At 71.3% G+C, this 26,447-nt stretch carries 18 protein-coding genes and 1 pseudogene; 5 read left to right on the forward strand and 14 right to left on the reverse strand.

From position 1 onward, the window contains the following. Positions 1-114 precede the first annotated feature (114 nt). On the reverse strand, positions 115-708 hold the full coding sequence (locus OG842_RS10960) for a hypothetical protein (protein ID WP_072487235.1): 594 nt from the start codon (positions 706-708) through the stop codon (positions 115-117). A gap of 231 nt (positions 709-939) precedes the next feature. Next, positions 940-2,355 carry a proline--tRNA ligase gene (gene proS, locus OG842_RS10965; protein ID WP_266729431.1) on the reverse strand — a complete coding sequence of 472 codons (1,416 nt, stop codon included), beginning with the start codon at positions 2,353-2,355 and terminating at the stop codon, positions 940-942. 253 nt (positions 2,356-2,608) lie between these two features. On the opposite strand from proS, the gene OG842_RS10970 reads away from it, so the two are divergent. Then, a complete protein-coding gene (locus tag OG842_RS10970) occupies positions 2,609-3,469 on the forward strand; it encodes a class I SAM-dependent methyltransferase (protein WP_266729432.1) in 861 nt (286 codons plus the stop codon). Positions 3,470-3,511: 42 nt separating this feature from the next. On the opposite strand, the gene ftsH is transcribed toward OG842_RS10970, so the two are convergent. The 6 genes from ftsH to nsdA all read right to left on the reverse strand — a co-directional run bounded on the left by ftsH (position 3,512) and on the right by nsdA (position 13,385). Then, positions 3,512-5,425: an ATP-dependent zinc metalloprotease FtsH gene (ftsH, locus tag OG842_RS10975; RefSeq protein WP_266729433.1), complete on the reverse strand. Its 1,914-nt coding sequence runs from the start codon at positions 5,423-5,425 to the stop codon at positions 3,512-3,514. A gap of 152 nt (positions 5,426-5,577) precedes the next feature. Then, positions 5,578-7,125, reverse strand: coding sequence for a signal recognition particle protein (gene ffh, locus OG842_RS10980; protein ID WP_266729434.1), 1,548 nt, complete (start codon positions 7,123-7,125; stop codon positions 5,578-5,580). A 125-nt stretch (positions 7,126-7,250) separates the two neighbouring features. Beyond that, entirely contained in the window at positions 7,251-9,707 is a 2,457-nt protein-coding gene (locus OG842_RS10985; protein WP_328512192.1) for a [protein-PII] uridylyltransferase, read from the reverse strand. 148 nt (positions 9,708-9,855) lie between these two features. Continuing rightward, entirely contained in the window at positions 9,856-10,194 is a 339-nt protein-coding gene (locus OG842_RS10990) for a P-II family nitrogen regulator (RefSeq protein ID WP_266729436.1), read from the reverse strand. Beyond that, positions 10,191-11,543 (reverse strand): ammonium transporter, encoded by a 1,353-nt coding sequence (locus OG842_RS10995; RefSeq protein WP_266729437.1) that lies wholly within the window; start codon positions 11,541-11,543, stop codon positions 10,191-10,193. Before OG842_RS10995 ends, OG842_RS10990 begins: the two co-directional genes overlap by 4 nt. Before the next feature lie 369 nt (positions 11,544-11,912). Continuing rightward, complete coding sequence (nsdA, locus tag OG842_RS11000; RefSeq protein WP_266729438.1) at positions 11,913-13,385, reverse strand: transcriptional repressor NsdA; 1,473 nt, start codon at positions 13,383-13,385, stop codon at positions 11,913-11,915. Between the two features lie 421 nt (positions 13,386-13,806). Between nsdA and OG842_RS11005 the strand changes: the two genes are divergently transcribed. Then, positions 13,807-14,466: a bifunctional DNA primase/polymerase gene (locus OG842_RS11005; protein WP_266729439.1), complete on the forward strand. Its 660-nt coding sequence runs from the start codon at positions 13,807-13,809 to the stop codon at positions 14,464-14,466. 175 nt (positions 14,467-14,641) lie between these two features. Here the strand turns inward: OG842_RS11005 and ftsY are convergent, their stop codons facing one another. After that, positions 14,642-15,853 carry a signal recognition particle-docking protein FtsY gene (ftsY, locus tag OG842_RS11010; protein ID WP_266729440.1) on the reverse strand — a complete coding sequence of 404 codons (1,212 nt, stop codon included), beginning with the start codon at positions 15,851-15,853 and terminating at the stop codon, positions 14,642-14,644. Positions 15,854-15,962: 109 nt separating this feature from the next. Between ftsY and OG842_RS11015 the strand changes: the two genes are divergently transcribed. Both OG842_RS11015 and OG842_RS11020 read left to right on the forward strand, forming a co-directional pair. Beyond that, positions 15,963-17,378 carry a purine-cytosine permease family protein gene (locus tag OG842_RS11015; protein WP_328512193.1) on the forward strand — a complete coding sequence of 472 codons (1,416 nt, stop codon included), beginning with the start codon at positions 15,963-15,965 and terminating at the stop codon, positions 17,376-17,378. A gap of 58 nt (positions 17,379-17,436) precedes the next feature. Further along, complete coding sequence (locus OG842_RS11020) at positions 17,437-18,411, forward strand: LLM class flavin-dependent oxidoreductase (RefSeq protein WP_266729442.1); 975 nt, start codon at positions 17,437-17,439, stop codon at positions 18,409-18,411. Positions 18,412-18,432: 21 nt separating this feature from the next. Here OG842_RS11020 and OG842_RS11025 read toward each other — a convergent pair whose 3' ends face one another. The 4 genes from OG842_RS11025 to OG842_RS11040 all read right to left on the reverse strand — a co-directional run bounded on the left by OG842_RS11025 (position 18,433) and on the right by OG842_RS11040 (position 24,830). Beyond that, positions 18,433-19,851, reverse strand: a complete 1,419-nt coding sequence (locus tag OG842_RS11025; RefSeq protein ID WP_266729443.1) for a sugar porter family MFS transporter — start codon at positions 19,849-19,851, stop codon at positions 18,433-18,435. Between the two features lie 122 nt (positions 19,852-19,973). Then, positions 19,974-23,558, reverse strand: a complete 3,585-nt coding sequence (gene smc / locus OG842_RS11030) for a chromosome segregation protein SMC (RefSeq protein WP_266729444.1) — start codon at positions 23,556-23,558, stop codon at positions 19,974-19,976. Between the two features lie 338 nt (positions 23,559-23,896). Then, positions 23,897-24,109 carry a hypothetical protein gene (locus OG842_RS11035; protein ID WP_018551753.1) on the reverse strand — a complete coding sequence of 71 codons (213 nt, stop codon included), beginning with the start codon at positions 24,107-24,109 and terminating at the stop codon, positions 23,897-23,899. Between the two features lie 439 nt (positions 24,110-24,548). Then, positions 24,549-24,830, reverse strand: coding sequence for an acylphosphatase (locus OG842_RS11040; protein WP_266729445.1), 282 nt, complete (start codon positions 24,828-24,830; stop codon positions 24,549-24,551). A 120-nt stretch (positions 24,831-24,950) separates the two neighbouring features. Here OG842_RS11040 and OG842_RS11045 point away from each other — a divergent pair, with 120 nt between their 5' ends. Continuing rightward, positions 24,951-25,868, forward strand: a complete 918-nt coding sequence (locus OG842_RS11045; RefSeq protein WP_266729446.1) for a CAP domain-containing protein — start codon at positions 24,951-24,953, stop codon at positions 25,866-25,868. 20 nt (positions 25,869-25,888) lie between these two features. Here the strand turns inward: OG842_RS11045 and OG842_RS11050 are convergent. Beyond that, positions 25,889-26,377 (reverse strand): annotated as a pseudogene (locus tag OG842_RS11050) (tyrosine-type recombinase/integrase); the annotation flags it as partial. Positions 26,378-26,447: the final 70 nt, after the last annotated feature.

Below are 26,447 nucleotides of genomic sequence, written 5' to 3' on the forward strand. Positions count from 1 at the left end.
AGATGCCACGTGGGGTTGCGGTACTCGGGTGCCCGATGGACGCGTCAGCCGGAGGAGAGAGGGGTCCTGTGCGACTGTCGAGTACAGCTAGCCATTGTGCCACACCGCGCCGGGTCACCCCACCGCGACTGCGGCTTCCGGGATGCGGAAGGGCTTCCCGCATCCTCCGCAGACGATCGGCGCCTGCGCCAGGACCGACGGGACGACGCGCACATTGCGTCCGCAGTCGCAGACGGCCTTGACGCGGACGCCCCCACCGGAGGAGCCGTGCCGGGCGGCCGGCCCGCGGAAGGAACGCTTGGTGTCGGCGGCGGTGGCAACCGTGTGCGCCTTCAGGGCGCGCTGCAGCCGCTCGATCGTCGGGCGGTAGCGGCGCTTGGCCTCGGGGTTGAGGGCGACCAGCGAGAAGCCGCTGCTGGGGTGGGGCTCCTCGGCGTGGTCGAGGCCCAACTCCTCGGCGATCGCGAGGAATCTGCGGTTGTGGTAGCGGCCGGCGCGCGAAGTGTCGCGGACGCCTCGCGCGGCGGCGATGCCGTGGACTGCCTCGTGGAGCAGTCGCTCGAAGGAGAGTTCGGCGCCACAGGCGGACGAGGACTCTCCGATCAGGGACTCGGGCGCGGCTAGATCCGGCAACTCGGGGTGGTACCGCTGAATGTCGGCCCACGCCTGTGCCAGCTCTGCGGCAAGTACAGGTGGTGTCGTGCTCACGTCGTGACAACGAGCGCGAGTGCCCCGGTGTTCCGATTCCGGGCCATCCCAAATAATTTGCACGTACCAGTCAGTTGCCCTTGCATGCGTCCCGACGAGGGCGGGTGCGCAGATCTGCGGAGAAGCCTCACAGCTCGCACCAAGGTGGTACGTAGCGACGTGTACGCCCGGACGTGCAGGCAAGCACCGTACGCCCGGGCCCCGGGGGCGGCCGGGGCGGCGGGTGGGGCGTCAGTAAGCGCGTGCCACCAGGGCGACAGTACCGGGCTCGTCGTCCGCGCCGGGCACCGACCCGTCCCCGGCGACCAGACACCGTACGGACACCCCGTGCTCCGCGAGCCGGGCCTCCCCCGCCGGGCCGAGCGCCGACCAGGCGATGCGGGCCCAGCCGCCCGCGACCGCCGCCTCCACGGCCTCCGCCGCGGTCGTGACGTCGCTGGTGGCCGACTCGCGCCGGCTCCGGGACTCCCGCAGCAGCGCCGTCTGGTCCTCCTCCAGGACCGCCGGGAGCAGTGCGGGCAGGGCATCGACGGCGACCGGCTCCTTCCCGCCGGGGACGCGCCGGACCAGGGTCGCGGTGCCGTCCGCCAGATCGCGCGGGCCGATCTCGATCCGTACCGGCACCCCCTTCAGCTCCCAGTCGACCGCGCGGCGGCCGAACGGGGTGTCGGTGCGGTCGTCGGTCTCGGTCCTGATCCCGGCCGCGCGCAGCCGCTGTGCGACGGAGCGGACCGCGCCCAGCACGGCCTCGTCCTCCTTGACCGCGAGCACGACCGCCTGGACGGGCGCGAGCCGCGGCGGCACCCGGAGCCCGTGGTCGTCGCCGTGCGCCATGATCAGGCCGCCGACCATCCGGGTCGAGGAGCCCCACGAGGTCTGCCGGACGAGCTCCTGCCGGCCCTCCTTCGACAGATAGCGGGTGTGGAAGGCCTTGGCGAAATTGGTGCCGAGCTCGTGGCTCGTACCCATCTGAAGGGCCTTGCCGTCCCGCATCATCGCTTCGAGGGTGAGCGTGTTGACGGCCCCGGCGAACCGCTCGGCCGGGGTCTTGCGGCCGAGGACCACATCGATGGCCAGCACATTGACCATGAAGTCCGCGTACACCTCGCGGTGGATGTAGGCGGCGAAGTCCCGGGCCTCCTCGTCGGTGGCATGGGCGGTGTGGCCCTCCTGCCAGAGGAATTCCGTCGTACGGAGGAAGACCCGCGGGCGCATCTCCCAGCGCACCACGTTGGCCCACTGATTGATCAGCAGCGGCAGATCGCGGTAGCTCTGCACCCACTTCGAGAAGTACTCGTTGATGATCGTCTCGGAGGTCGGCCGCACCACCACGGGCTCTTCGAGCACTTTCCCGCCGCCTCGGGTGACCACCGCGAGCTCCGGCGCGAAGCCCTCGACGTGCTCGGCCTCGCGTGTCAGGTAAGACTGGGGGATGAAGAGCGGGAAGTAGGCATTGCGGGCGCCCGCCTGTTTGATGCGGGCATCCATCTCCTGCTGCATCCGCTCCCACAGGCTGTATCCGTACGGCCGGATGACCATGGTGCCGCGCACCGGGCCGTTGTCCGCGAGTTCGGCCTTGTTGATCAGATCCTGGTACCAGCGGGGAAAGTCCTCGGCCTGGGGCGTGAGAACGGGTGCCTTTGCCATGGCGCGCATCGTACGGCGACACGGCCCACCGCACGGGGCGACGGGCCCCGGGGCCACGGGCCTTATCCACGGACGCGTCACCGTTCCACGCAGCCATTGCCATCGGCCCCCTGGACGCGGACGCGGATACGCAGTTCTCTGACATACGGGAGAAGCGGGGGGCGCACAGAAGCGGGGGGCGCACATACGGGGGCATCCACTCGGGCACTACCGATCGGACACGGCCGACCTCTCGGCGGATTGGGGCGCTTTCATGACACGCACGCTCGTCCGGCACCACAGCCACGCGAAAACGTCCACCCCGGTGGACCCCGGCAACCGTGCCCGGGACTGGGCCGAGATCCAGGAGCGAATGCTGGCACCGCTGTACGAAGCGGTGTACGAGCGGCTCGAAGTGGGATCCGGTACCCGGCTGCTCTCCCTGGGCTGCGGCTCCGGTCTCGCGCTGCTGATCGCGGCCGCCCGGGGCGCGCGCGTCACCGGCGTGGACACCGACCTCGAACGTCTGGCGCTCGCCCGGACCCGGCTGCTGCCCGATCCGGGAAGCGACGCCGGTCCCGGGGCCGGCCGGCCCCGGCTCCTGGAGGGCGATCCCTCCGGGGCCCGGCCCCACGACGGGATGCCGTACGACCTGATCACCGCGTTCACGCCGATCGGCTGCTCGTCCGACGACGGCGAGGGGCTGGTGGCCGCGCTGCGGTCCTCGGTGCCGCTGGCCGCGCGGGGCAGCACCGTGGTGCTCACCGGCTGGGGTCCGCCGGAGCGCTGCGCGACGGCGCCCGTACTGCGGGTGGCCGGGCGGCTGTCCGACCGGGACCGGGCCTCCCGCGAGGGCGGCTGGCGGCCGTCGGGCCGGGACGACCTGGAGGAGCTGGCGTTCCGGGCGGGCCTGAATCCCAACGGCTCGGGCCGGGTGGCGTGCCCGTTCGGGTACGCGGACCTGGACAGCGCGGTGCGGGGGCTGCTCTCCACCCGGCTCTTCGACGCGGCGGTACGGGCGACGGACCGTGCCCAGGTGGAGAAGGAGGTCGCACAGGCCCTCCATCCCCACCGCCGCCGGGACGGCACGGTCTGGATGCCGAACGTCTTCCGTTATCTCGTGTGCACGACCTGAGCGGCCGTCCCGCGTGCACGACCCGAACAGCCGCGGCGGCCGTCACTTCGCCAGTCGGGTGATGCCGGCCGCCCGGTACGCCTCGGCCTCGTCCAGCGTCTCGTTCGCCAGGAGCGCGGCGGAGAGCGAGTCCAGCCGGTCCCGGTTCTCGCGCAGCAGCCGGCAGGCCACCTCGTAGCACTCGTCCACGATCCGCCGCATCTCGCCGTCCACCGCGTCGAGCGTGGCAGGGGCCGCCGACAGCCCGTACGCCTGCTGGGCGTCACTCGGGATCGCCGTCAGCCTGCCCACCTTGTGGCTCATGCCCCAGCGGCCGACCATGCCGCGGGCCAGGTTGGTGACCTGTTCCAGGTCGCTCTCCGCGCCGGTGGTGATCACCCCGAAGACCACCTGTTCGGCCGCCATGCCGCCGAGCGCCCCGACGATGCGGCCGCGCAGGTACTCCTCGGTGTACGCGTACTTGTCGGCGTCCGGCGTCGAGAGCGTGACGCCCAGCGCCCTGCCGCGCGGCACGATGGTGACCTTGCGGACCGGGTCGGCGCCCGGCTGGACCATGCCGAGCAGGGCGTGGCCGCTCTCGTGGTACGCGGTCCTGCGGCGTTCCTCGTCGGACATGACCAGTGAGCGTTCCGCGCCGAGCTGGACCTTCTCCAGTGCGTCCGAGAAGTCGGGCTGGGTGACCTCGGACTGGCGGCGCTTGACCGCCAGGAGCGCGGCCTCGTTGGCCAGGTTGGCCAGATCCGCGCCGGTCATGCCGGGTGTCGTGCCGGCCAGCTGGGCCAGGTTCACATCGTCGGCGAGCGGGATCTGCCGGGTGTGGATCTCCAGGATCGCCTCCCGGCCGCTCCGGTCCGGCGGGCTGACCTGGACGATCCGGTCGAAGCGGCCGGGCCGGGTGAGCGCGGGGTCGAGCACGTCGGCGCGGTTGGTGGCGGCGAGCACGACGACGCCCTCCGAACCGGAGAAGCCGTCCATCTCGGTGAGGATCTGGTTGAGCGTCTGCTCGCGCTCGTCGTGGCCGCCCATGCCGGAGCCGCCGCCGCGGGCCCGGCCGATGGTGTCGATCTCGTCGATGAAGACGATGGCGGGGGCGACCTTGCGCGCCTCCGCGAAGAGTTCCCTCACCCGGCTCGCGCCGACGCCGACGATCATCTCGATGAACTCGGAGGCCGACGCCGAGAAGAACGGCACCCCGGCCTCACCGGCGACGGCACGGGCCAGCAGGGTCTTGCCGGTGCCGGGAGGTCCCGCGAGGAGTACCCCGCCGGGCATCCGGGCGCCCATCTTCCGGTACGCCTGCGGGTTCTTCAGGAAGTCGACGACGTCGTTGAGTTCGCCCTCGACCTCGTCGATCCCGGCCACGTCCTTGAAGGTGGTGCGCTTGCCGTCCTCCAGCTCGACGGGCTTGGGCGGGGTCTTGCGCCCGAAGCCGCCCATGCCGCCGCCCATGCCCCTGGACATCCGCCGCGCGATGAACACCCAGAGCAGGACGAGCAGCAGCATCGGTGCGAGCGAGATCAGCAGGTTGGCGAGGAAGCTGCGCTGCTGGACGACCGGCTCGGCGGTGACCGTGACGTCGTCCTTGACCAGTTCGGCCCAGAGGTTGTCGTCCGCGAAGGCCGGCCGCTGGGTTTCGAACTTCGTGTACTTCTTGTCGCTCCCCGGGACCTTCGCCTCCTTCTTGAGCTGCCCCTGGATGGAGTCGCCCTTGGAGTAGATCTTGGAGACGTTGCCCGAGGTGACCTGCTTGCTGAACTCCGTGTACGCGATCGTCCGCTGCTCCTCCCCGTTGAAGAAGGACAGCACCAGATTGGCGATCAGATAGACGGCGAGCGCGGTCAGCAGCAGTCCGCCCCAGCCTCCCGGCATCTTCCGGCCGGGCGGCGGGGGCGGTGGGGCGCCCTCGGAGCGCCACGGCTGATCGGTCCGGTCACGGGGAGGTACGGGGTTGGTCACGCGTGCTCCTCTGCCGACTGCCGTTGAGGCGACAGTAAGGGAGGAACGCGGACAAGGCCCTCCCAGAGCCTGTCCGATGGGCCCTTGGAGGGACGGCGTACGACAGCCGTGGCGAACCCGGGCCGGCCCGGCCCGGGTTCATTCGGTCCGGGTCAGCCCATGAACTTCTTGAACTCGTCCGGCAGCTCGAAGTTCTTGTCCTCCTGCGCCGGCAGGCCGAACGCGCCACCCTGCGCCGCCTGCTCGCGGCGGGCCGCCGCGGCCTGCTCCTCGGCCTTGCGCTTCATCGGGTTGCCGCTCTTGCGCTTGCCCTTGGCCTGCTTGACCTGCTTCTTCTGCCGGCCGGGGCCACCGCCCATGCCCGGCATCCCGGGCATCCCCGGCATGCCGCCGCCCTGGGCCATCTTCGACATCATCTTGCGGGCGTCGAAGAACCGCTCCACCAGGTTCTTCACCGCGCTGACCTCGACACCGGAACCCTTGGCGATACGGGCCCGGCGCGAGCCGTTGATGATCGTCGGTTCGGCGCGCTCCTTGGGGGTCATCGACTTGATGATCGCGGCGGCGCGGTCCACGTCCCGCTCGTCGATGTTGTTGATCTGGTCCTTGATCTGCCCCATGCCGGGCAGCATGCCGAGCAGCTTGGAGATGGAGCCCATCTTCCGGACCTGCTCCATCTGGGAAAGGAAGTCGTCGAGCGTGAAGTCCTTGCCCTTGCTGGACGCCAGCTTGGAGGCCATTTTGGCGGCCTCTTCCTGGCTGAAGGTCTTCTCCGCCTGCTCGATCAGGGTGAGCAGGTCACCCATGTCGAGGATGCGGGACGCCATGCGGTCGGGGTGGAAGGCGTCGAAGTCCTCGAGCTTCTCACCGTTCGACGCGAACATGATCTGCTTGCCCGTGACATGGGCGATCGACAGCGCCGCACCACCGCGGGCGTCACCGTCGAGCTTGGAGAGCACCACGCCGTCGAAGCCGACGCCGTCACGGAAGGCCTCAGCGGTGTTGACCGCGTCCTGGCCGATCATCGCGTCGACGACGAAGAGGATCTCGTCGGGGCCGACGGCGTCGCGGATGTCCGCGGCCTGCTGCATCAGCTCCTGGTCGATACCGAGGCGGCCCGCGGTGTCGACGACGACGACGTCGTACTGCTTGGACCGCGCGTACTCGATCGAGTCCTTGGCGACCTGGACCGGGTCACCGACGCCGTTGCCCGGCTCGGGCGCGTACACCGCGACACCGGCGCGGTCGGCGACGACGCTGAGCTGGTTGACGGCGTTGGGGCGCTGGAGGTCGCAGGCGACGAGGAGCGGGGAGTGGCCCTGGCCCTTGAGCCAGAGGCCGAGCTTTCCGGCGAGGGTGGTCTTACCGGCACCCTGGAGACCGGCGAGCATGATCACGGTGGGCGCGGTCTTGGCGAACCGCAGCCGACGCGTCTCGCCGCCGAGGATGCCGACGAGCTCCTCGTTGACGATCTTGACGACCTGCTGGGCCGGGTTCAGCGCCTGGGAGACCTCGGCGCCGCGCGCCCTCTCCTTGACGTTGGCGATGAAGGCGCGGACGACCGGCAGCGCGACGTCCGCTTCGAGCAGGGCGATACGGATCTCGCGAGCCGTGGCGTCGATGTCCGCCTCGGACAAGCGGCCCTTGCCCCTGAGGTTCTTGAAAGTCGCGGCAAGGCGGTCGGAGAGAGTATCGAACACGGCGCTCGTCGGTCCTCAGGGTCGGGGGCAAAGTGGATTCGGTACCCCAGGGTATCCGGCCCGGAAGAAACGATGACCCCCTGCCCGGGAAATCCGGGGGCCGGTCAAGCCGCATGGTTCCCGCGTCACGCCCGGAGCGCCGCCTCCACCGCGTCCGCCACCGCGACCGCCCGCTCCCCCGGCAGCGGCTTCCCCTCGGTGTCCGTGACGTAGAAGGCGTCCACCGCGTTCGCCCCCAGGGTCGACACATGGGCGCTGCGCACCCGTACCCCGCTCTGCTCCAGCGCCCGGCCGATCCGGTGCAGCAGCCCCGGGGCGTCCTGGGCCCGCACCTCGATCACCGTCGCCAGCCGGGAGCCGGCCGCCGCGACGGTCACCCTCGGCGGCGGGGCCTTCACCCCGCGGCGGCGCGGATAGGCGGCCTCGCGTTCGGCGAGCCGGGCCCGGATGTCCAGGGAACCGTCCAGGGCGCGTACGAGGTCGGCGCGGAGCCGGACGGCCTGCGGCAGCGAGCCGTACTCGGCCGCGACCCGCCAGCTGAGCAGCAGCACGTCCGCCGAGCCGCCCAGTTCGGTGGGGAGTTCCACGGCGCGCAGGTCGGCGGCGCGCACGGTGAGGCGGTGCAGGGCGAGGACGCCCGCCGCTGCGGGTAGCACGCCGGGCCGGTCGGGCAGGGCGATGTGGAGTTCCACACCGACGGGTTCCGGTTCGCCGTCCTCGCCCGGGGCCCCGGCCTGGGCGCGCAGCGCGAGGACGGGTCCGCCGGTGCGCAGGGCCTCGATGGCGAGGCGTTCTTGTTCGGCGCCGGGCGCGGCCGGTTCCGGCTCCGGTGGGGCCTGGCCGGCGAGCACGGCGGCGACGCGTCCCACCAGGTCGGCGACGAGGGAGGCCCGCCAGGAGGACCAGGCGGCGGGCCCGGTGGCGAGCGCGTCGGCCTCGGTGAGCGCGTGGAGGAGCTCCAGAGTGGTGGCGGTGCCGACGGCGGTGGCGACGGAGCGGACGGTCGCCGGGTCGTCGAGGTCACGTCGGGTGGCGGTCTCGACGAGCAGCAGGTGATGGCGTACGAGGGTGGCGATGACGCCCACGTCGTGCTGGTCGAAGCCGATCCGGGCGGCCGTGTCCCGGGCGATCACCTCACCGGCGACGGAGTGGTCGCCGGGCCAGCCCTTGCCGATGTCGTGCAGCAGCGCGGCGACCAGGAGCAGGTCGGGGCGGTGGACTCGGCGGGTCAGGTCGGAGGCCCGGACGGCGGTCTCGACGAGGTGGCGGTCGACGGTCCAGGTGTGGACGGGGTTGCGCTGGGGTCGGCAGTGGACGCGTTCCCAGTCCGGGAGCAGCCGGGTGATGAGCCCTTCGGCTTCGAGAGCCTCCCAGACGGGGACGGTGGCCTCGCCGGCGCCGAGGAGGGTGACGAGTTCCTCGCGGGCCTCGGCGGGCCAGGGCACCGGCAGCGGGGGTGCGGCGGTGGCGAGCCGGCGTACGACGTGGCGGGAGAGCGGGAGCTCGGACTGGGCGGCCGCGGCGGCGGCGCGCAGCACGAGGACGGGGTCGCGTTCGGGGCGGGCGGCGCGGGCGAGGACCACCTCGCCGTCGGCCTCGACGACGCCTTCGGCGAGCGGGGTGCGTTCCGGGGCGGCCGCCCTGCCGCCGCCGAGGATCGCGCGCAGCCGGGGGCGCACGGACCGGGGGCGTAGGACCCGGTCGACCTCGCGCCAGGTGACGTCGGTGGCGTACGCGATGGTGCGGGCGGCCTCGTAGACCTGGCGGAGCAGGGTGTCCGCGTCCAGGAGTCCGAGAGCTTGCGCGACCTGGTCCTGTTCCTGGAGGGCGAGGCGGTCGGTGGCGCGGCCGGTGGTGAGGTGGAGGGCGTCACGGGCGTCGAGCAGTACGCGGCGGGCTTCGGCGAGACCTTCGCGGGGGGCGTCGGCGACCCAGGACGCGGCGACGGCGCGCAGCGCGGTGGCGTCCCGCAGTCCGCCGCGGGCCTCCTTGAGGTCGGGTTCGAGGAGGAATTGCAGCTCGCCCTGGCGTTCGGCACGTTCGCGGCAGAGTTCGTGGAGTGCGGGCAGGCGCTTGGGGGCCTGGTTGCGCCAGTCGGCGAGGACCGCGGTGCGCATCGCGGCGACGAGCCCGAGGTCCCCGGCGACGGGCCGGGCGTCGAGCAGTCCGAGCTGGACCTTGAGGTCCTCCGCCGCGGTCCCGCGCGCCTCGGCGGGGGTGCGTACGGAGTGGTCGAGGGCGAGACCGAGGTCCCAGACGGGGTACCAGACGCGGTCGGCGAGAGCGGCGACGGCCGCGGGGCCGGCGTTCCCGTCGTGCAGGAGCAGCAGGTCGAGGTCGCTGCGCGGGGAGAGTTCACCGCGTCCGTAGCCGCCCACGGCGACGAGGGCGGCGCCCTGGACGCCGGTCTGCCGGGCCGCGGCGGTGAACAGCTCGGTGAGCCAGTCGTCGGTGAGCGCGGCGAGGGCCGCACGGCGCGGCGGCCCGGACCGCGCCTCCTCCTGGAGAAGGCGCAGCCGGGCCGCCGCGTAGCCGCCGGGTTCCGAGTCTGCGGATTCGGTGGTGGTCTCGGTGCTCGTCACCCGGCTGCCTTTCGTTCGGGACCGTCGGCGTTTCGCGGCCGTCGGCCTGCAGAGCCGTCGGCCTTCGGAGCCATCGGCGCTTCGGGACCATCGGCGCCCTTCGCAACCGTCGGCGCTTTCACGACCGTCGGCGCCTCGGGACCATCCGTCAGAGTGCGTCCGGGCCGCGTTCGCCCGTCCGTACCCGGACCGCGGTCTCGACCGGCACGCTCCACACCTTGCCGTCACCGATCTTGCCGGTGCGGGCGGCCTTCACCACGACGTCGATGAGCTGTTCGGATTCCTCGTCCTCGACCAGGACCTCGATCCGGATCTTGGGTACGAGGTCGACGGTGTACTCGGCGCCCCGGTAGACCTCGGTGTGGCCGCGCTGGCGTCCGTACCCGCTGGCCTCGGTGACCGTGAGGCCCTGGACGCCGAAGGCCTGGAGGGCCTCCTTGATCTCGTCCAGCCGGTGTGGCTTCACGACCGCGGTGATGAGCTTCATGCGTCCACCTTCTTCGTCTTCGCTGCTGCCGTGCTGCCCGGGGCGGAGCTCGCGGTGCGCGGGGCCGCGCCGCCGCCCGCTCCGCTGAAGTCGTACGCGGTCTCGGCGTGTTCGACCTGGTCGATGCCGGAGATCTCGTCGTCCTCGGGGACCCGCATCCCGATCGTCCGGTCCAGCAGGAAGGCCAGGATCGCGGAGGCGACGAGAGAGTACGCGAGGACGGCGAAGACACCGACGGCCTGCTTGCCGAGCTGTTCGAGGCCACCGCCGTAGAAGAGGCCCTTGGCGTCGGACTGGACGCCGCCGGTGGCGAAGAGGCCGACGAGGAGGGAACCGGCGATGCCGCCGACGAGGTGGACGCCGACCACGTCCAGGGAGTCGTCGTAGCCGAACCGGTACTTCAGGCCGACGGCCATGGCGCAGAGCACCCCGGCGATCGCGCCGACCGCGATGGCGCCGAGCGGGCTGACCGCGCCGCCGGACGGGGTGATGGCGACGAGTCCGGCGACCGCGCCGGAGGCGGCGCCGAGGGTGGTGAAGGAGCCGTGGCGGAGCTTCTCGTAGCCGAGCCAGGCGAGCATCGCGGCGGCGGTGGCGACCTGGGTGTTGACGAACATCACCGCGCCGACGCCGTCGTCGTTGCCGAGCCACGAGCCGGCGTTGAAGCCGAACCAGCCGAACCAGAGCAGACCGGCGCCGAGCATGACGAGCGGCAGGCTGTGCGGCCGCATCGGGTCCTTCTTGAAGCCGACGCGCTTGCCGATGACGAGGATCACGCCGAGCGCCGCCGCACCGGCGTTGATGTGGACGGCCGTACCGCCCGCGAAGTCGATGACGCCCATCTCGTACAGCCAGCCGCCCGCGCCCCAGACCCAGTGGGCGACGGGGAAGTAGACGATGGTGACCCAGAGCGTGATGAACAGGGCCCACGAGGTGAATTTGACCCGGTCGGCGAGGGCGCCGCTGATCAGGGCCGGGGTGAGCACGGCGAACATCAGCTGGAAGACGGCGAAGACGTAGACCGGGATCGTGTAGCCGTCCCAGAGCTGGGTGACGCCGATCCCGCTGAGTCCGAGGTAGTCCGAGCTCCAGCCGACGACGGAGCCGATGTCGGTGCCGAAGGCGAGGCTGAACCCGAAGAGCACCCACAGGATCGTGACGATCCCGAGGCTGATGAAGCTCATCATCAGCATGTTGAGGGTGCTCTTGACGCGGACCATGCCTCCGTAGAAGAAGGCCAGGGCCGGGGTCATCAGCATCACCAGGGCGGAGCAGATCAGCATGAACCCGGTGTTGGCGGCAGACAGCGTCGGGGTGTCTGCGGCAAGCGTCGTGATGCCTGGGGGCATCGGCGTCTCCTCGTCGTCGGTGCGGCCGCGTGCGGGCGATGGGAGCGGCACCACGTGCGGGACCACTGGGGAAAAGGTGCGGGCCGGTTATGGGCTAGACATTCACCCAGTGCGGTTTCCGCCGATGCCGCACGGTGTTTCACCGTGGTGACGAAGGGGTCCGGTGTGTTACGTCGCCATGAACCGGCGGTGGCGCGACCGGCGCCGGGCCTGTCCCGCGGCCGGGGCCGCATACGGTGCGGTTACGACTCTGGCGTACGGGCACGACAACGCGAACCGGCCACGCCGACCACCCGCTGACCTGGCAATTGGGGGAGCCGAAGTCGGTCTGTGCGGGGTGGTCGCCGTGGCCGGGGCCCGGGGTGCTGCTCAGACCGCTTCGGCGGTCTCCGGCAGCTGCTCGGTGAGGAGGTCGGTGAGCCTGGCGACATCGGGGATGTCCCCGAAGTCCCTGGCAGCGGTGTCGACGGTCTTGCGGAGCCGGGTGTTGACCCGCTCGGAGCGGATCTTCCTGGCGACGCGCAGGGCCTTCTCGGCCAGCACCGTCGACTGTTCGGGCTCGCGCTTGAGGAGGTGGACGGTGGCGAGACCGATCAGGTTGAGCGCGTAGGACCGCTGGTGCTCGTCGTCGTCGCCGAAGAGCTGGACGGCCTTCTCCATCAGGGGCTCGGCGAGCGAGGCGTACGTGGGGCTGCGGCCAGCCACATAGGCGAGGTCGCGGTAGGAGTGGGAGTTCTCGCCGTTGAGCTCGGCCTCCGAGAAGAAGCGGATCCAGTCGGGCTCGGGCTCGCCGTCGATGCCCACGTCGAGGAAGGTGTCCTCGGCCATCCGGACGGCCCGTTTGCACTTGCTGGGCTGGCCCATGTTGGCGTACGCGCGGGCCTCCATCGCATACAGCATGGCCTGGGTGCGCGGGGTGGCGCAGTCCCGGCTGCCGTACTGCGCGAGGTGGATCAGTTCGAGGGCGTCGTCGGGCCGTCCGAGGTGGATCATCTGGCGGCTCATACTGGACAGGATGTACGAGCCCAGGGGCTTGTCACCGGCCTCCTTGGAGGCGTGCAGCGCGAGTACGAAGTACTTCTGGGCGGTGGGCTGGAGGCCGACGTCGTAGCTCATCCAGCCCGCCAGCTCGGCCAGCTCGGCGGCACACCGGAAGAGCCGTTTGGCGGTGGCCTCGGGCTGCGGTTCCTGGAGCAGGTCGGTGACCTCGTGGAGCTGCCCGACGACGGCCTTGCGGCGCAGTCCGCCGCCGCACTGCGCGTCCCACTGGCGGAACATCGCGGTGGTGGACTCCAGCAGATCGAGCTCGGGGCCGGAGAGCCTGGAGGGGCGGCGGGCCGCCGCCGGGTCCGGTTCGGCGGAGACGGCGCCGGAGACGGGGACCAGCCAGCGCTGCATCGGCTCGATGAGCGCGGGTCCGGCGGCCAGGGCGAGCGAGGAGCCGAGGAATCCCCGGCGGGCGAGCATCAGGTCGCTGCGGGAGAACTCGCTGAGCAGGGCGACGGTCTGCGGGCCCGCCCAGGGCAGGTCGACGCCGGACACGGACGGCGACTGGTGCGCGGAGCGCAGTCCGAGGTCCTCGATGGCGACGACGGTGCCGAAGCGCTCCGAGAAGAGCTCCGAGAGGATGCGCGGGATCGGCTCGCGCGGCTGCTCGCCGTCGAGCCAGCGGCGCACGCGGGACGTGTCGGTGCTGATGTGGTGGGCACCCATCTGGCGCGCCCGGCGGTTGACCTGGCGCGCGAGCTCGCCCTTCGACCAGCCGCTCCGCACGAACCATGAGCTCAATTGCTCATTGGGGCGCTTGCCGGCATTCGAATCGCCTGCGCCGCTGCCACTCACTGGAACGCCCCCATCCGCCGAATACCTGTCGCGCGAACCATTACCAGAATGCCCTGAGCCGATGCCGCCCATGTGGAGGTCGCGCACTATCGAACATGAAATCGGGTTGCCTCCGGCATACCCACGGCGCACATACTTCCATGGTTCGTGTACCGACGGTAATCCTACGATCACCCCCCGGGCGAGGGCCCTTACAGAAACGCCACCATTCGCCACCCCTTCGAATGAACGCCGCCCCCGTCGGGCGCGATTCACTTGACACACGGCGATCAGCAGGGGGCGCAGTGAGCGCAACGGGGCGCGCGAAGAATCTCGCACGACCCGAATATCACCGGCGCACTCCGAATCGTCGGCGACGACGGAGCGTCACGACTCCGGTCCGCGTCGTAACCACCGGCGAGCCGGACCCGTTGGAGGGGGCATGGGCTTCACGATCGGCGGCATCCGCGAGATGCGCACCGGCTCACGGCGCCGCGGCCGTGCGGCCGAGTACACGGCGGTGGCCGAGTGCACAGGGCTGTGGGGCTGGGCCGTCGTGCCGGGTGCGCGGGCCGCGGCCGGCCGCTGCTCCTGCGGGCAGGTGGGCTGCCCCTCCCCCGGCGCCCATCCGCTGGACTTCGCCCCCGAGGTCCCCGCGGGCGCCACGCTCGACGCGGCGGCCGATGCCTGGGCCCGCACACCGGGCGCCTCGATGCTGCTGCCGGTGGGCCGCTCCTTCGACGTGCTCGATGTCGCCGAGGCGGCGGGGCGCCGGGCCCTGGTGCGGATGGAGCGGATGGGGCTGCCGCTCGGCCCGGTCGCGGTGACCCCGGCCGGGCGGGCGCAGTTCTTCGTGGCTCCGGGCGCCGCCGCCGAGCTCCCGCAGCTGCTGTACCGGATGGGCTGGGACGACGCGGGGCTGGACCTGCGGGCGCTGGGGACCGGCTGCCACATCACCGCCCCGCCGTCCGACGAGGGCGGCCTCGGCCCCGTCCGCTGGCTGCGCCCGCCGGAGCTGGACACGGCGGCCGCGCCGCCGCAGGCCCGGCTGCTGCTGGGCACGCTGGCGTACAGCTGCCATCGCGCGCCGCTCTGCGGCTGAGCGCGCGGCAGCCGGTCCCGTGACGGCGCCGGAGCCGAAGTCGATCCCGTATCGACGCCGGAACCGGAAGCCGTCCCCGTAACCCCCTATCGACGCCGGAGCCGTCCCCGTAACGCCGAAGAGCCCGGCCGCTGCTTGCGCCATGCGGTCGGGCTCTTCGGGTGCGGTACGGGTCTCAGTCGCCGATCAGGGCGTCCACGAACGCCTCCGGTTCGAACGGGGCCAGATCGTCCGGTCCCTCGCCGAGACCGACGAGCTTCACCGGTACGCCCAGTTCGCGCTGGACGGCGATGACGATGCCGCCCTTGGCGGTGCCGTCCAGCTTGGTGAGCACGATGCCGGTGATGTCCACGACCTCGGCGAACACCCGGGCCTGCACCAGGCCGTTCTGCCCGGTCGTGGCGTCGAGGACGAGCAGGATCTCGTCGAGCGGTCCGTGCTTCTCGACGACCCGCTTGACCTTGCCGAGCTCGTCCATCAGCCCGGTCTTCGTGTGCAGCCGTCCGGCGGTGTCGATGAGGACCACATCGGCGCCCTCGGCGATACCTTCCTTCACCGCGTCGAAGGCGATCGACGCGGGGTCGCCGCCCTCGGGGCCGCGCACGGTGCGGGCGCCGACGCGCTCGCCCCAGGTCTGGAGCTGGTCGGCGGCGGCCGCCCGGAAGGTGTCGGCCGCGCCGAGCACGACGCTGCGGCCGTCGGCGACGAGCACCCGGGCCAGCTTGCCGGTGGTGGTGGTCTTGCCGGTTCCGTTGACGCCGACGACCATCACGACGCCGGGGGTGTCGAGGCCGCTCTCCGTCTTGACCGCGCGGTCGAAGTCGGTGCCGAGCAGGTTGAGGAGCTCTTCGCGCAGCAGCGCGCGCAGCCCCTCGGGGGTACGGGTGCCGAGCACGCGGACGCGCTCGCGGAGGCGCTCCACCAGTTCCTGGGTGGGCGCGACGCCGACGTCGGCGGTGAGGAGGGTGTCCTCGATCTCCTCCCAGGTGTCCTCGTCGAGGTTGTCCCGGGACAGGAGCGTGAGCAGCCCCTTGCCGAGGGAGTTCTGCGAGCGGGCGAGCCGGGCGCGCAGCCGTACCAGACGGCCGGCGGTGGGCTCGGGCACCTCGATGGCGGGGGCGGCGGGCGCCTCCGGCTCGACGGCCTCGGGGGCCTCCTCGGCGGGAGCCTCGGCCTCGGGCGGGCCGACCTCCTCGATGGTGCGGCGCGGTTCCTCGCGCGGCGTCTCGGCTTCCTCGCCGACATGGGGCTCGGCGGGAGGAGTGATGGTCGGCGTGCTCGACGGTGCCGGGGGCAGCTGCTTCTTCTTGCGGCTGCTGACCACGAGCCCGCTGATCACGCCGACCGCGACCAGGGCGATGACTACAGCAAGGATGACGAATTCCATAACCCACCCAGTATCAGTCACGTCCGCCCGCCGGGGCCGCCCCGAAGGATCGCCCGAACATCCCATCGGCCGTTATGCACCTTTTGGCGGTAAAGGTACGATCTTGCCCGTGGAGACCCGCGGCCTGGAGCCCGTCCCCGACAACGAACGCACCGGCCGGGTCCGGACCCTCTTCCCCACCTGGGTCGGCGCGAACCTGACCGTGCTGCTGCTCACCGTCGGCGCCGGGCTCGTCGTCTTCAACGGGCTGAATCTCTGGCAGGTGCTCACGGTCGCCCTCACGGCCTCGGTCATCGGCTTCGGGCTGGTCGGCCTGGTCTCGATCGCGGGCAGACGGGGCGGGGCCCCCGGCATGGCGCTCTCCCGGGCCGTCTTCGGGCAGCGCGGCAATCTGCTGCCCGGAGCGCTGACCTGGGTCGCCCGCTGGGGCTGGGAGACGGTCAACGCGGTCACCGGCACCTACGCGGTGCTCGCCGTGCTGGAACTGCTCTTCGGCATCACGAGCAGCCACCGGCTGACGCTGGTGACCCTGCTCGCCTTCGTGGGGTGCAGCTGCCTGGTGTCGGGGCTGGGCCTGGGTGCGCTGCGGGTGTGCTGCACCTGGTCGACGTACCTCTTCGGCGGTGTCAGCGTGCTCGTACTGATCCACCTGATCGGCTCGACCGACTGGCGGGGCGCACTGGGCAGGCCCGCCGGGCCGGTGACGATGATGCTCGCCGGGGTCGGCACCCTGGCGGCCGGCGGCCTCAGCTGGGCCCCGTCGGGCCCGGACTTCGCCCGCTATCTGCCGCACTCGGCGTCCGGCCGGGCGATGATCGGGGCGACCGTGGCCGGCGCCGGGATCGTGTACGCGCCGATGGTGCTGATGGGGGCCGTGATGGGGGTCGCCGAACCGGGACTGGCCGTCACGCGCGACCCGGTCGCGTTCATCGGCCCGCTGCTGCCCGGCTGGCTCGCGGTGCCGTATCTGCTGTTCGCCGTGGTCGGCATGGTGCTGATCAACGCGATGTCGCTGTACTCGGCCGGATTCACCGCGCAGACCCTGGGATTCACGATCCCCCGCGCCTGGGCGGTCGGCATGAACGCGGCCATCAGCCTGCTCCTGGGCGCGACGCTGATGGTCACGGCCGCCGGTTTCCTGGATTCCTTCACCTCCTTCCTGACGCTGCTCGCCGTCACGTTCTCCGCGTGGATCGGGGTCTTCGCCGTGGATCTGCTGCGGGGCCGTACGTACGATCCGGCGGCCCTCCTGGACACCACCCCGGCCGGCGCCTACTGGTACACCGGAGGCTTCGCCGTACCGGCCGTGGCCGCGTGGGCCGCGGGGCTGGTGACGGGGCTGCTCTTCACCGGCGTGCGGTGGTTCACCGGGCCGCTCGCCACCACCTGGGTCGGGCGTCAGGGGCTGGGCTGGGCGGCCACGATCACCGTCTCCGCCGGCCTGTACGCACTCCTGCCGCGTTCCGCCGGACGGGCCCGGGGCGACGGCGACGGGTCCGGCGACAACACACCCCTACACTTCTGACGCTACGTCAGCTACTGTCCCGCCTCGCCGCGCCCGCCCGACGATGGGGACAAGTCTCATGGCCTTCACAGTGGTCCGGTTCAATCTCGTCGATCCCGATGCCACCCCCGAGTCGCTCTCGTCCCGCTACCGCGCCGCGCTGGAGATGGCCGCGTACGCCGACGAGCACGCCGTCGACACCGTGCAGACCGAGGAGCACCACGGCGTCGCCAACTCCTGGCTGCCCTCCCCCTTCGTCTTCGCGGGCTCGGTCTTCGGCGCCACCCGCCGGATCGCGGTCACCGTCTCGGCGATCATCGGCCCGCTGCACGACCCGCTGCGGCTGGCCGAGGACATCGCGGTCCTGGACCTGCTGAGCGCCGGCCGGCTGGTCACGGTGGCGGGGATCGGCTACCGGCCCGAGGAGTACGAACAGGCGGGGGTCGAATGGGGCCGGCGCGGCAGGCTCCAGGACGAACTGCTGGAGACGCTGCTCCAGGCGTGGACCGGTGAGCCGTTCCCGTACCGGGGCCGGACGGTCAGGATCACGCCGCGCCCGTACACCCGGCCGCACCCGCTGCTGCTGGTGGGCGGCAGTTCGCGGGCGGCGGCGCGGCGTGCGGCCCGGCTAGGGCTGCCGTTCTTCCCGAGCGCGCATCTGCCGGAGCTGGAGGCGTACTACCAGCAACTGCGCGCCGAGTTCGGGACGGACGGCTTCTGCATGATGCCCGCCGCCGAGACACCGCTGCTGCACGTGTCCGAGGACCCGGACCGGACCTGGGCCGAGTACGGCGAGTACTTCCTGCACGAGGCACGCACGTACGCCTCCTGGCAGTCCAAGGACATCCGCTCCGCCGTGCGTTCGGCGGCGACGACGGTGCCGGAGCTGCGGGCCGAGGGGGTCTACCGGGTCCTCACGCCCGACGAGTGCGCCGCGGCGGCCACGGAGCTGGACAGTCTGGTGCTGCATCCGCTGTGCGGCGGGATGCCGGTCGAGGAGGGGTGGCGCAGCCTGCGGCTGTTCTGCGAGGCGATCGCGCCGGAGAGCTCCTGAGCGGCTCCTGACCGGCTGGGGTCAGCCCATCTCCTCCAGCGCCTTGCCCTTGGTCTCCTTCACGAACTTGAGCACGAACGGGATCGAGAGCGTGGCGAAGCAGGCGTAGATGATGTACGTGCCCGACAGGTTCCAGTCGGACAGGCTCGGGAAGCTCGCGGTGATCGCCCAGTTGGCGATCCACTGCGCGGACGCGGCGACGCCGAGCGCGGCGGCGCGGATCCTGTTGGGGAACATCTCGCCGAGGAAGACCCAGACGACGACGCCCCACGACAGGGCGAAGAAGAGCACGAACACATGGGCCGCGACGAGCGCCACGACGCCCTGGGTGGTGGGCAGTTTGCCGTCGACCAGGTCGGCGGAGAAGGCCCAGGCCTCGAAGGCGAGGGCGATGGCCATGCCGGTGGAGCCCGCCAGCGCGAGCGGTTTGCGGCCCACCCGGTCCACCAGGACCATCGCGATGACGGTACCGATGATGTTGATGATGGAGGTGGTGAACGACCAGAAGAACGAGGCGGTCGGGTCGATGCCGACGGACTGCCAGAGCGTCGCCGAGTAGTAGAACGCCACGTTGATGCCGACGAGTTGCTGGAAGACCGACAACCCGATGCCGACCCAGACGATCGGCAGGAAGCCGAAGCGGCTGCCGAGCAGGTCCGTGAACCTGGACTTGTGCTCGCGGTGCATCGCGGTCTCGATCTCGGTCACCCGGGCGTCCAGGTCTACGTTCTTCCCCTCGACCTCCTCGAGGATCTTCCGGGCCCGGTCCTTCTTGCCGACCGAGATCAGGAACCGCGGCGACTCGGGGATCGCGAAGGACAGCAGCCCGTACAGGACCGCCGGGACGACCATCACGCCGAGCATCCACTGCCAGGCTTCGAGGCCGCCGATCTTTCCGCGCTGGTCACCGTCGGCCAGCTGCAGGATGCCGTAGTTGACCAGCTGGGAGATGGCGATGCCGACGACGATCGCCGCCTGCTGGAAGGAGCCGAGCCGGCCCCGGTAGGCGGGCGGCGAGACCTCCGCGATGTAAGCCGGGCCGATCACCGAGGCCATACCGATGGCGAAGCCGCCGATGATGCGCCACATCGCCAGGTCCCAGAGGGCGAACGGGAGCGCGGAGCCGACGGCGCTGATGGTGAAGAGCACGGAGGCGATCTGCATGCAGCGGATGCGGCCGATGCGGTCGGCGATGCGCCCCGCGGTGGCCGCGCCGATCGCGCAACCGATCAGGGCGATGGCGATGACCTGGGCGAGCGTTCCCGAGCCGATGTCGTAGCGGCTGCGGATCGCCTCGACGGCGCCGTTGATGACGGAGCTGTCGTAGCCGAACAGGAAGCCGCCCATCGCGGCGGCCGCGGTGATGAAGATGACATGGCCGAGGTGGTCCGGGTGGGCCGCTCGGGCTCCGGACGCCGGTCCCTGCGAAGTGCTGGTCACATGAACTCCTGATGCCTGGCCACGTCGTCAGGTGTGGGGGTGAACCCTTCCAAGTGGCACACAACTTCCCGGCCGCCACCACTTGAGTGGATCCGGCCCGGGGAGCACTCGGTGAGCAGGGCTCAGCGCAGCCGCTGGCTGATGACCTTCGAGACCCCGTCGCCCTGCATCGAGACGCCGTACAGCGCGTCGGCGACCTCCATCGTCCGCTTCTGGTGCGTGATCACGATGAGCTGCGAGCTCTCCTGGAGCTCCTCCATGATCCGGATCAGCCGCTGGAGATTGGTGTCGTCGAGCGCCGCCTCGACCTCGTCCATCACATAGAACGGGCTCGGCCGTGCCTTGAAGATGGAGACCAGCAAGGCCACCGCCGTGAGCGAACGTTCGCCGCCGGACAGCAGCGAGAGCCGCTTGACCTTCTTGCCGGGCGGCCGCGCCTCGACGTCCACACCGGTCGCGAGCATGTTGTCCGGGTCGGTCAGGATCAGCCGGCCCTCGCCACCCGGGAAGAGCCGCGAGAAGACGCCCTCGAACTCGCGGGCCGTGTCCCGGTACGCCTCCGTGAACACCTGCTCGACCCGCTCGTCGACCTCCTTGATGACCTGTATCAGATCGGCCCGGGTCTTCTTCAGGTCCTCGAGCTGCTCGGAGAGGAACTTGTGCCGGTCCTCCAGCGCCGAGAACTCCTCCAGGGCGAGCGGATTCACCTTCCCGAGTTGCTGGTACGCCCGTTCGGCCGACTTCAGCCGCTTCTCCTGCTCGGCCCTGACGAACGGCTTCGGCCGGTTGCGCGGATGGTCCGGGTCCTGCGGCAGCTCTTCGCCCTCCGCGGCGGGTGACGGCGGTACGAGCTGGTCGGGGCCGTACTCCGCGGCCAGCCCGGCCGGCTCGACGCCCAGCTCCTCCAGCGCCTTCGCCTCCAGCTGCTCTATCCGCAGCCGCTTCTCGGCGCCGAGCACCTCGCCGCGGTGGACGGAGTCGGTGAGCTTGTCCAGCTCGCCCTTGAGCTCGCGGCCCCGGCCGCGCTCGGCCGCCAGCTCCCTCTCCCGCTCCGCCTTGGCGGCCTCGGCCACCACCCGCTCCCGTTCGGCCCGTACGACGGACACCTCGACGTGCGCGAGGAGCTGACGGGCACCGGACGCGACGGCGGAGGCCACCGCCGCCTCGTGCCGCAGCCGGGCCCGGCGCCGCTCGGCGCGGGCGCGGGCCTCCCGTTCGGCGCGGGCACCCCGGTCGAGGGAGTCGGCGCGGCCGGCCAGTGCCTTGACCCGCTCCTCATGGGTGCGCGCCTGGAGCCGGGCCTCCATCTCGGTCTGGCGGGCGTTGGCACCGTCGGCGGCGAGCCGGTCCCGTACGGAGGTGTCCGGCTCGTCCTCGACCGGCATCTCCTCGGCGACGAGCAGCCGCTCGGCCAGCTCCTCGGCCTCCTCGGTCGCCCGCTCCAGGGCCTCCTGGGCGCGGGCCGCCGACGCGGTCATCCGCTCGGCCTCGCCCGCCGCGCCACGGGCCTGCCCGGCCAGCCGCCCCAGCTGCTGGGACACCCCGGACTTCTCCCGCTCGGCGGCCCTGCGCCGCTCCCCGAGCTCCTCGACCAGCGCGGCACCGGCCCGGCGGCACTCCCCCGCGACCCGCTGCTCCTCGGTCAACCCGGCGCACTGCACGGCCAGTTCCTCCAGCTGGGCCGCGGCCTCGTCGACCGAGGCCTGCACTTCGAGGAGGCTCGGCGCCCCGGCGGAACCGCCGTGCGCGAAGTGCGCCGAGAGGATGTCCCCCTCGGCCGTCACGGCCGTGAGCTCCGGGTGTACGGCGACGAGGTCCTCGGCGTCCTCCAGGGTGCCGACCACCACCATGTCCCGCACCAGCCTGCGTACGGCGTCCATCAGTTCGACGGGCCCGCGGACGAGATCGGCCACGGCACGCGGCCCTCCGTCACCGGCGCCACCACCGGCATCATCGGCACCCCCCTCCCCAGGGGCCTCGGCGCGCCGCACCGCGCCCAGCAGCAGCGCGGCCCGCCCCGCGTCCTGCTTGCGCAGCAGCCGGATCGCCTCCGCCGCCGTGGCCGGGTCCGTCACCGCGACCGCGTCCGCCGCCGCGCCCAGTGCCGCCGCCACCGCCACCTCGTGCCCCGGCGCCACCGCCAGGAGTTCCGCGGCCGGACCCACCAGGCCCGACAGCCGGTCCCGCGCCCCCAGCAGCGCGCCCGTGCCGTCCTTGCGGCGCAGACCGAGGGCCAGCGCCTCGTGGCGGGCCGCCACCGCCGCCCGCTTCCGTTCCGCAGCGGTGGCCGCCTCCCGGGCCGCGGAGTGCGCCGCCTCCGCCTCGGCGAGCTCCCGCTTGGCGGCATCGTGCCGCTCGCCGAGCTCCTGATCACCGGCGTCCAGGCCCTCGACCTCGGCCCTGAGCTGTTCGTACTCCTCCTGGGCGGCGATCGCCCGCTCCTGCGCCTCGTCCCGGGAGGCGGCCAGCCGGTCGATCTCGGCCTGCGCGGAACCGGCACGGCTGCGGGCGGCGTTGACCTGCCCGTTCAGCCGGGCGAGCCCCTCGCGGCGGTCCGCGATGGCGCGGGCGGCGTCCTTGAGCCTGCGCTCCTCGGCCGCCAACTCCCGTTCCAGCTCGGCACGGTGGGCCGAGGTGTCCTCCAGCGCGTGTTCCGCGGCCTCCAGCGCGGCGGTCAGCTCAGCCTCCTGCTCGCGGATCCGGGCCGCCTCCCGCTCCATCTCCTCGGGATCGCGACCGCGCCGCTCCTCCTCCGGAGCGGCCGAAGCACTCTTCACCCGGGCATCGGCCAGCGAGATCGTGCCGCGCACCCGCTCGGCCAGCTGGGACAGCTCGTACCAGGTCTGCTGGGCGCGCTGGAGCCGCGGCGCCAGCCGCCGTACCTCGTCCTCCAGCTCCGCCTCCCGCGCCAGGGCCGCCTTGAGCGCCGCCTCCGCGGCCTCCCGGCGCTGCTTGAGCGCCGCCTCGTCGGCGATCTCGCTGCTCAGCGCCGTGCGCAGCCGCACCAGGTCGTCGGCGAGCAGCCGCAGCTTGGCGTCGCGCAGGTCGGCCTGGATGACGGCGGCCCGGCGCGCCACGGCGGCCTGCCGGCCGAGCGGTTTCAGTTGCCGCCGCAGTTCGTCGGTGAGGTCCTGGACGCGGGCGAGATTGGCCCCCATCGCGTCCAGTTTCCGCAGCGCCTTCTCTTTCCGCTTGCGGTGCTTGAGCACGCCGGCGGCTTCCTCGATGAACGCGCGACGGCCCATCGGATCGGCGTGCAGCACGGAGTCCAGCTGGCCCTGACCGACGATGACATGCATCTCGCGGCCGATGCCGGAGTCCGAGAGGAGTTCCTGGATGTCCAGCAGCCGGCAGGTGTCGCCATTGATCTGGTACTCGCTGCCGCCGTTGCGGAACATGATCCGAGTGATCGTCACTTCGGCGTACTCGATGGGCAGCGCACCATCGGAATTGTCGATGGTCAATGACACTTCGGCCCTGCCGAGCGGCGGCCGCCCGGTGGTGCCGGCGAAGATCACGTCCTCCATCTTGCCGCCGCGCAGGGATTTGGCGCCCTGTTCCCCCATGACCCAGGAGAGCGCGTCCACCACATTGGACTTGCCGGACCCATTGGGGCCGACGACGCATGTGATGCCGGGTTCGAACCGCAGCGTCGTGGCGGAGGCGAACGATTTGAAACCACGCAGGGTCAGGGCCTTGAGGTGCACGCCGCCGGACTCTACCTTTCGCTCTCGGTTTCGCTGATGAAGGTGCAGGGCACATCAGACGGTAAGGGAAGGGGTGTACGCCGGGGCGGCTACCGCGCAGTTTCCGAGCGGAAAAGGATCCGGGCGGAAAAAGAAAGAAGGGACGCCTGGGCGTCCCTTGTAAAACTTGTGCGGTGTTGCGTGCGGTGTTGCTGGTGCAGCTGCGCATGACGAATCAAGGACATGTCACGGCGGTGACAGATCGAGAGCAGTGATCTTCAATGATCCGGCGGCAATCCGGGTGATGATCTCAAACGGCTGACGCGCACGCGGCCCGACCGGCCCCTGGGGGCCATCGGTCAGGTCAGCGCCGGCTCCGCCTGAGGTACGTCGATGTCGATGCTGTCGAGCAGCGACTCTTGGTGCTGGGCGGCGGCATTCAGCGCGTCGTTCTCGTCCTGAATCCGTACGAGCTCGGATTCGAGGTCCTGGACGCGCTGCTGGAGCCGTCGCATCTCGGCGAGGAGTCGCGGGTCGGAACCGCCGACGTAACCGAGAAGCGCCTTTGCCATGATGGATGGTCCTCCACACTGAGTGACCGACCGATGCGGTGTGGGTCGTGAGGGAATCGCACCCGCGGTGCTCGGCAGTGCTCTGTAGTCACTGCTGTTCTGCTGCCAAACAGCTCTGCCAAACAGCTAAGGTGCGCGGGGATTTCAGCGTCTCACCAAAAAGTTTGACGGTCAACACGATCACACCCTGTAGAGGCGGGCGGCCCGGGGGCGCGCGGCTGGGCGATCATGCGGCGCGACTCTCCTGCGGGGCCCTGCGGGGCGTGGAGATCATCCTTACTGCCGCAGCCTGGCACGCCAACCGAATCTTGGCAACCACCCGGACATTCCGCAGGTCATTTCATGTGTACGCAGATGAGCACCCCGTCCGGTAACCCCTCGCCGCGTTTCGAACACGGTCCGAACATGGCCCGTTCCGCACCCCCGGGCCGGACCCGGTTCAACGGATCGCGAAGCCCTCGTAACCGCCGCGCGGGGTGTCCCATATCTCAGTGACTCCGTCGACGTGTCCGGGTGTGTCGTCCGAGCGCAGCCACTCCAGCAGACGGTGGCAGTTCTCACGCCGGCCCTCGGCGACGACCTGCACCCTGCCGTCGTCGAGATTGAGGGCGAAGCCGGTGAGGCCACCGATCTCAAGGGCGTTCGCCCTGGTGAACCAGCGGAATCCCACCTGCTGCACTCGGCCGCGTACCCATGCGGTGAGTCGTACATCTTCGTTCATGCCCGAACGCTAACCGGCCGATCGCCCGCGGAGCACTTTCCGCCGTCTGGCCATGGCGTACAGTCCCGACGCAATGGACTCACTCGAACGGGTGAGTCGTATTGACGAAGGGCTCAGCAGATGGGAAGCCATCGACGCTCCGCGACAGCCGCCACCGCCGATGACCACGCCGCGGAAGGCGCGGGACGAAGCCGGGGCGGGCACCGCAGGAAGCGGTCCGCGGCCCCGGTCCGGACCGGACTGGTCGGCGTCTCCGCGGCCCTTGCCGTGGGAGCCGTGGCAGTGGCCTCCGGCCTGGTGCCCGGCGGCGACACCTACTCGCTGGGCGGCGGCTCCGACCGGGTGCGCACCGAGGGCTCTCCGGATCTGCTGACCCAGGGCGGCTCCTCCACCGCACCGGCCGACCGGTCCACCGCGTCCGGACCGGCCAGCCGCGGCACCGGGCGGGCCGGGGGCCCGGCCAGCGCTCAGTCCTCCGCCGGATCCCCGTCGTCCGCCCCGAAGACCTCGGGCCCCGCCGAGCGGACGGAGCCCTCCCGGTCCGCCTCGGCGAAGACCCCTTCGGCCGGGACCGGGAAGAGCACCGCTCCCGCCGCCGAGAAGTCGTCGGCCGCGCCGAAGACCTCCGCCCCCGCGACCCGCAGCGCCTCGGCCCCGGCCGACTCCTCGGTCCCGTCCGCCGTGCTCGCCCTGGTCAACCAGGAACGCTCGAAGGTCGGCTGCAGCCCGCTGACCGCCAGTTCCTCGCTCGCCTCGCTCGCCCAGGACTTCAGCGAGGACATGGCCGCCCGCGGCTTCTTCGACCACACCGACCCGGACGGCCGGTCCCCGTGGGACCGCGCCTCGAAGGCCGGTGCGCAGGGCCTCGCGGCCGAGAACATAGCCCGTGGCCAGGCGACCGCGAAGGCCGTGATGGACTCCTGGATGAACAGCCCCGGCCACCGGGCGAACATTCTCAACTGCGACTACAGGACGCTCGGCGTCGGTGTGCACTACGGCTCCGGTGGCCCCTGGTGGACCCAGGACTTCGGCTTCTGAGATTTCCGCAGGTCAGCGACCTATGAGCCCTCCTGGGCCGTATCAGGGCCGTCATCGGTAGCCGGGGCGGCCCAGACGGAATCAACGGCGGCCCGCGTGCGGGTCTCGCTCGACGGCATCAGGTGCGTATAGGTCCGCAGCGTAAAGCCGGGGTCATGGTGGCCCAGATATTCACTCAGAGCCTTGATGCTCTCCCCCACGTCCAGAAGCACAGAGGCGTAGAAGTGCCGCAACGCGTGCATCCCGTTGTCCCGCCCCGCAGCCACACCCGCAGCTCGTAGAGCAGGACGCCACTGCCGATCGTTGAAACGGTTGCGGTTCAGGGAATGCCCCTCGGGGCTCCGGAAGATCAGTGCCGCAGTGACAGGCGGACCGTCCAACGTCTTCCAGGGCAATGTCACCTCCACGGCGGGCAAGCGCGTCAGGTGGCCGGCCAACGCGAAGACAATGGACTCGGGCAGGTTTCTCCACCTCATCAAGGTGCCCGCGCAGGGCGCGGGCTGGCCCCTTGGGTCTCAGCTCAGCAGCAGGTCACAGCGTTGACCGATTACGTAACCGCAGGCTGGGAACCCGGCGTGT

The organism is Streptomyces sp. NBC_00376, assembly GCF_036077095.1.
GTDB lineage: Bacteria > Actinomycetota > Actinomycetes > Streptomycetales > Streptomycetaceae > Streptomyces.

Bases quoted from the DNA above. Each gene is read 5' to 3' on its own strand.
- OG842_RS11035 (WP_018551753.1), bottom strand. From the start codon at position 24,109: ATGGCAAAGGCGCTTCTCGGTTACGTCGGCGGTTCCGACCCGCGACTC.
- OG842_RS11005 (WP_266729439.1), top strand. From the start codon at position 13,807: ATGGGCTTCACGATCGGCGGCATCCGCGAGATGCGCACCGGCTCACGG.
- OG842_RS10995 (WP_266729437.1), bottom strand. From the start codon at position 11,543: ATGCCCCCAGGCATCACGACGCTTGCCGCAGACACCCCGACGCTGTCT.
- proS (WP_266729431.1), bottom strand. From the start codon at position 2,355: ATGGCAAAGGCACCCGTTCTCACGCCCCAGGCCGAGGACTTTCCCCGC.
- OG842_RS11040 (WP_266729445.1), bottom strand. From the start codon at position 24,830: ATGAACGAAGATGTACGACTCACCGCATGGGTACGCGGCCGAGTGCAG.
- OG842_RS11020 (WP_266729442.1), top strand. From the start codon at position 17,437: ATGGCCTTCACAGTGGTCCGGTTCAATCTCGTCGATCCCGATGCCACC.
- ftsY (WP_266729440.1), bottom strand. From the start codon at position 15,853: ATGGAATTCGTCATCCTTGCTGTAGTCATCGCCCTGGTCGCGGTCGGC.
- OG842_RS11045 (WP_266729446.1), top strand. From the start codon at position 24,951: ATGGGAAGCCATCGACGCTCCGCGACAGCCGCCACCGCCGATGACCAC.
- OG842_RS10990 (WP_266729436.1), bottom strand. From the start codon at position 10,194: ATGAAGCTCATCACCGCGGTCGTGAAGCCACACCGGCTGGACGAGATC.
- OG842_RS10970 (WP_266729432.1), top strand. From the start codon at position 2,609: ATGACACGCACGCTCGTCCGGCACCACAGCCACGCGAAAACGTCCACC.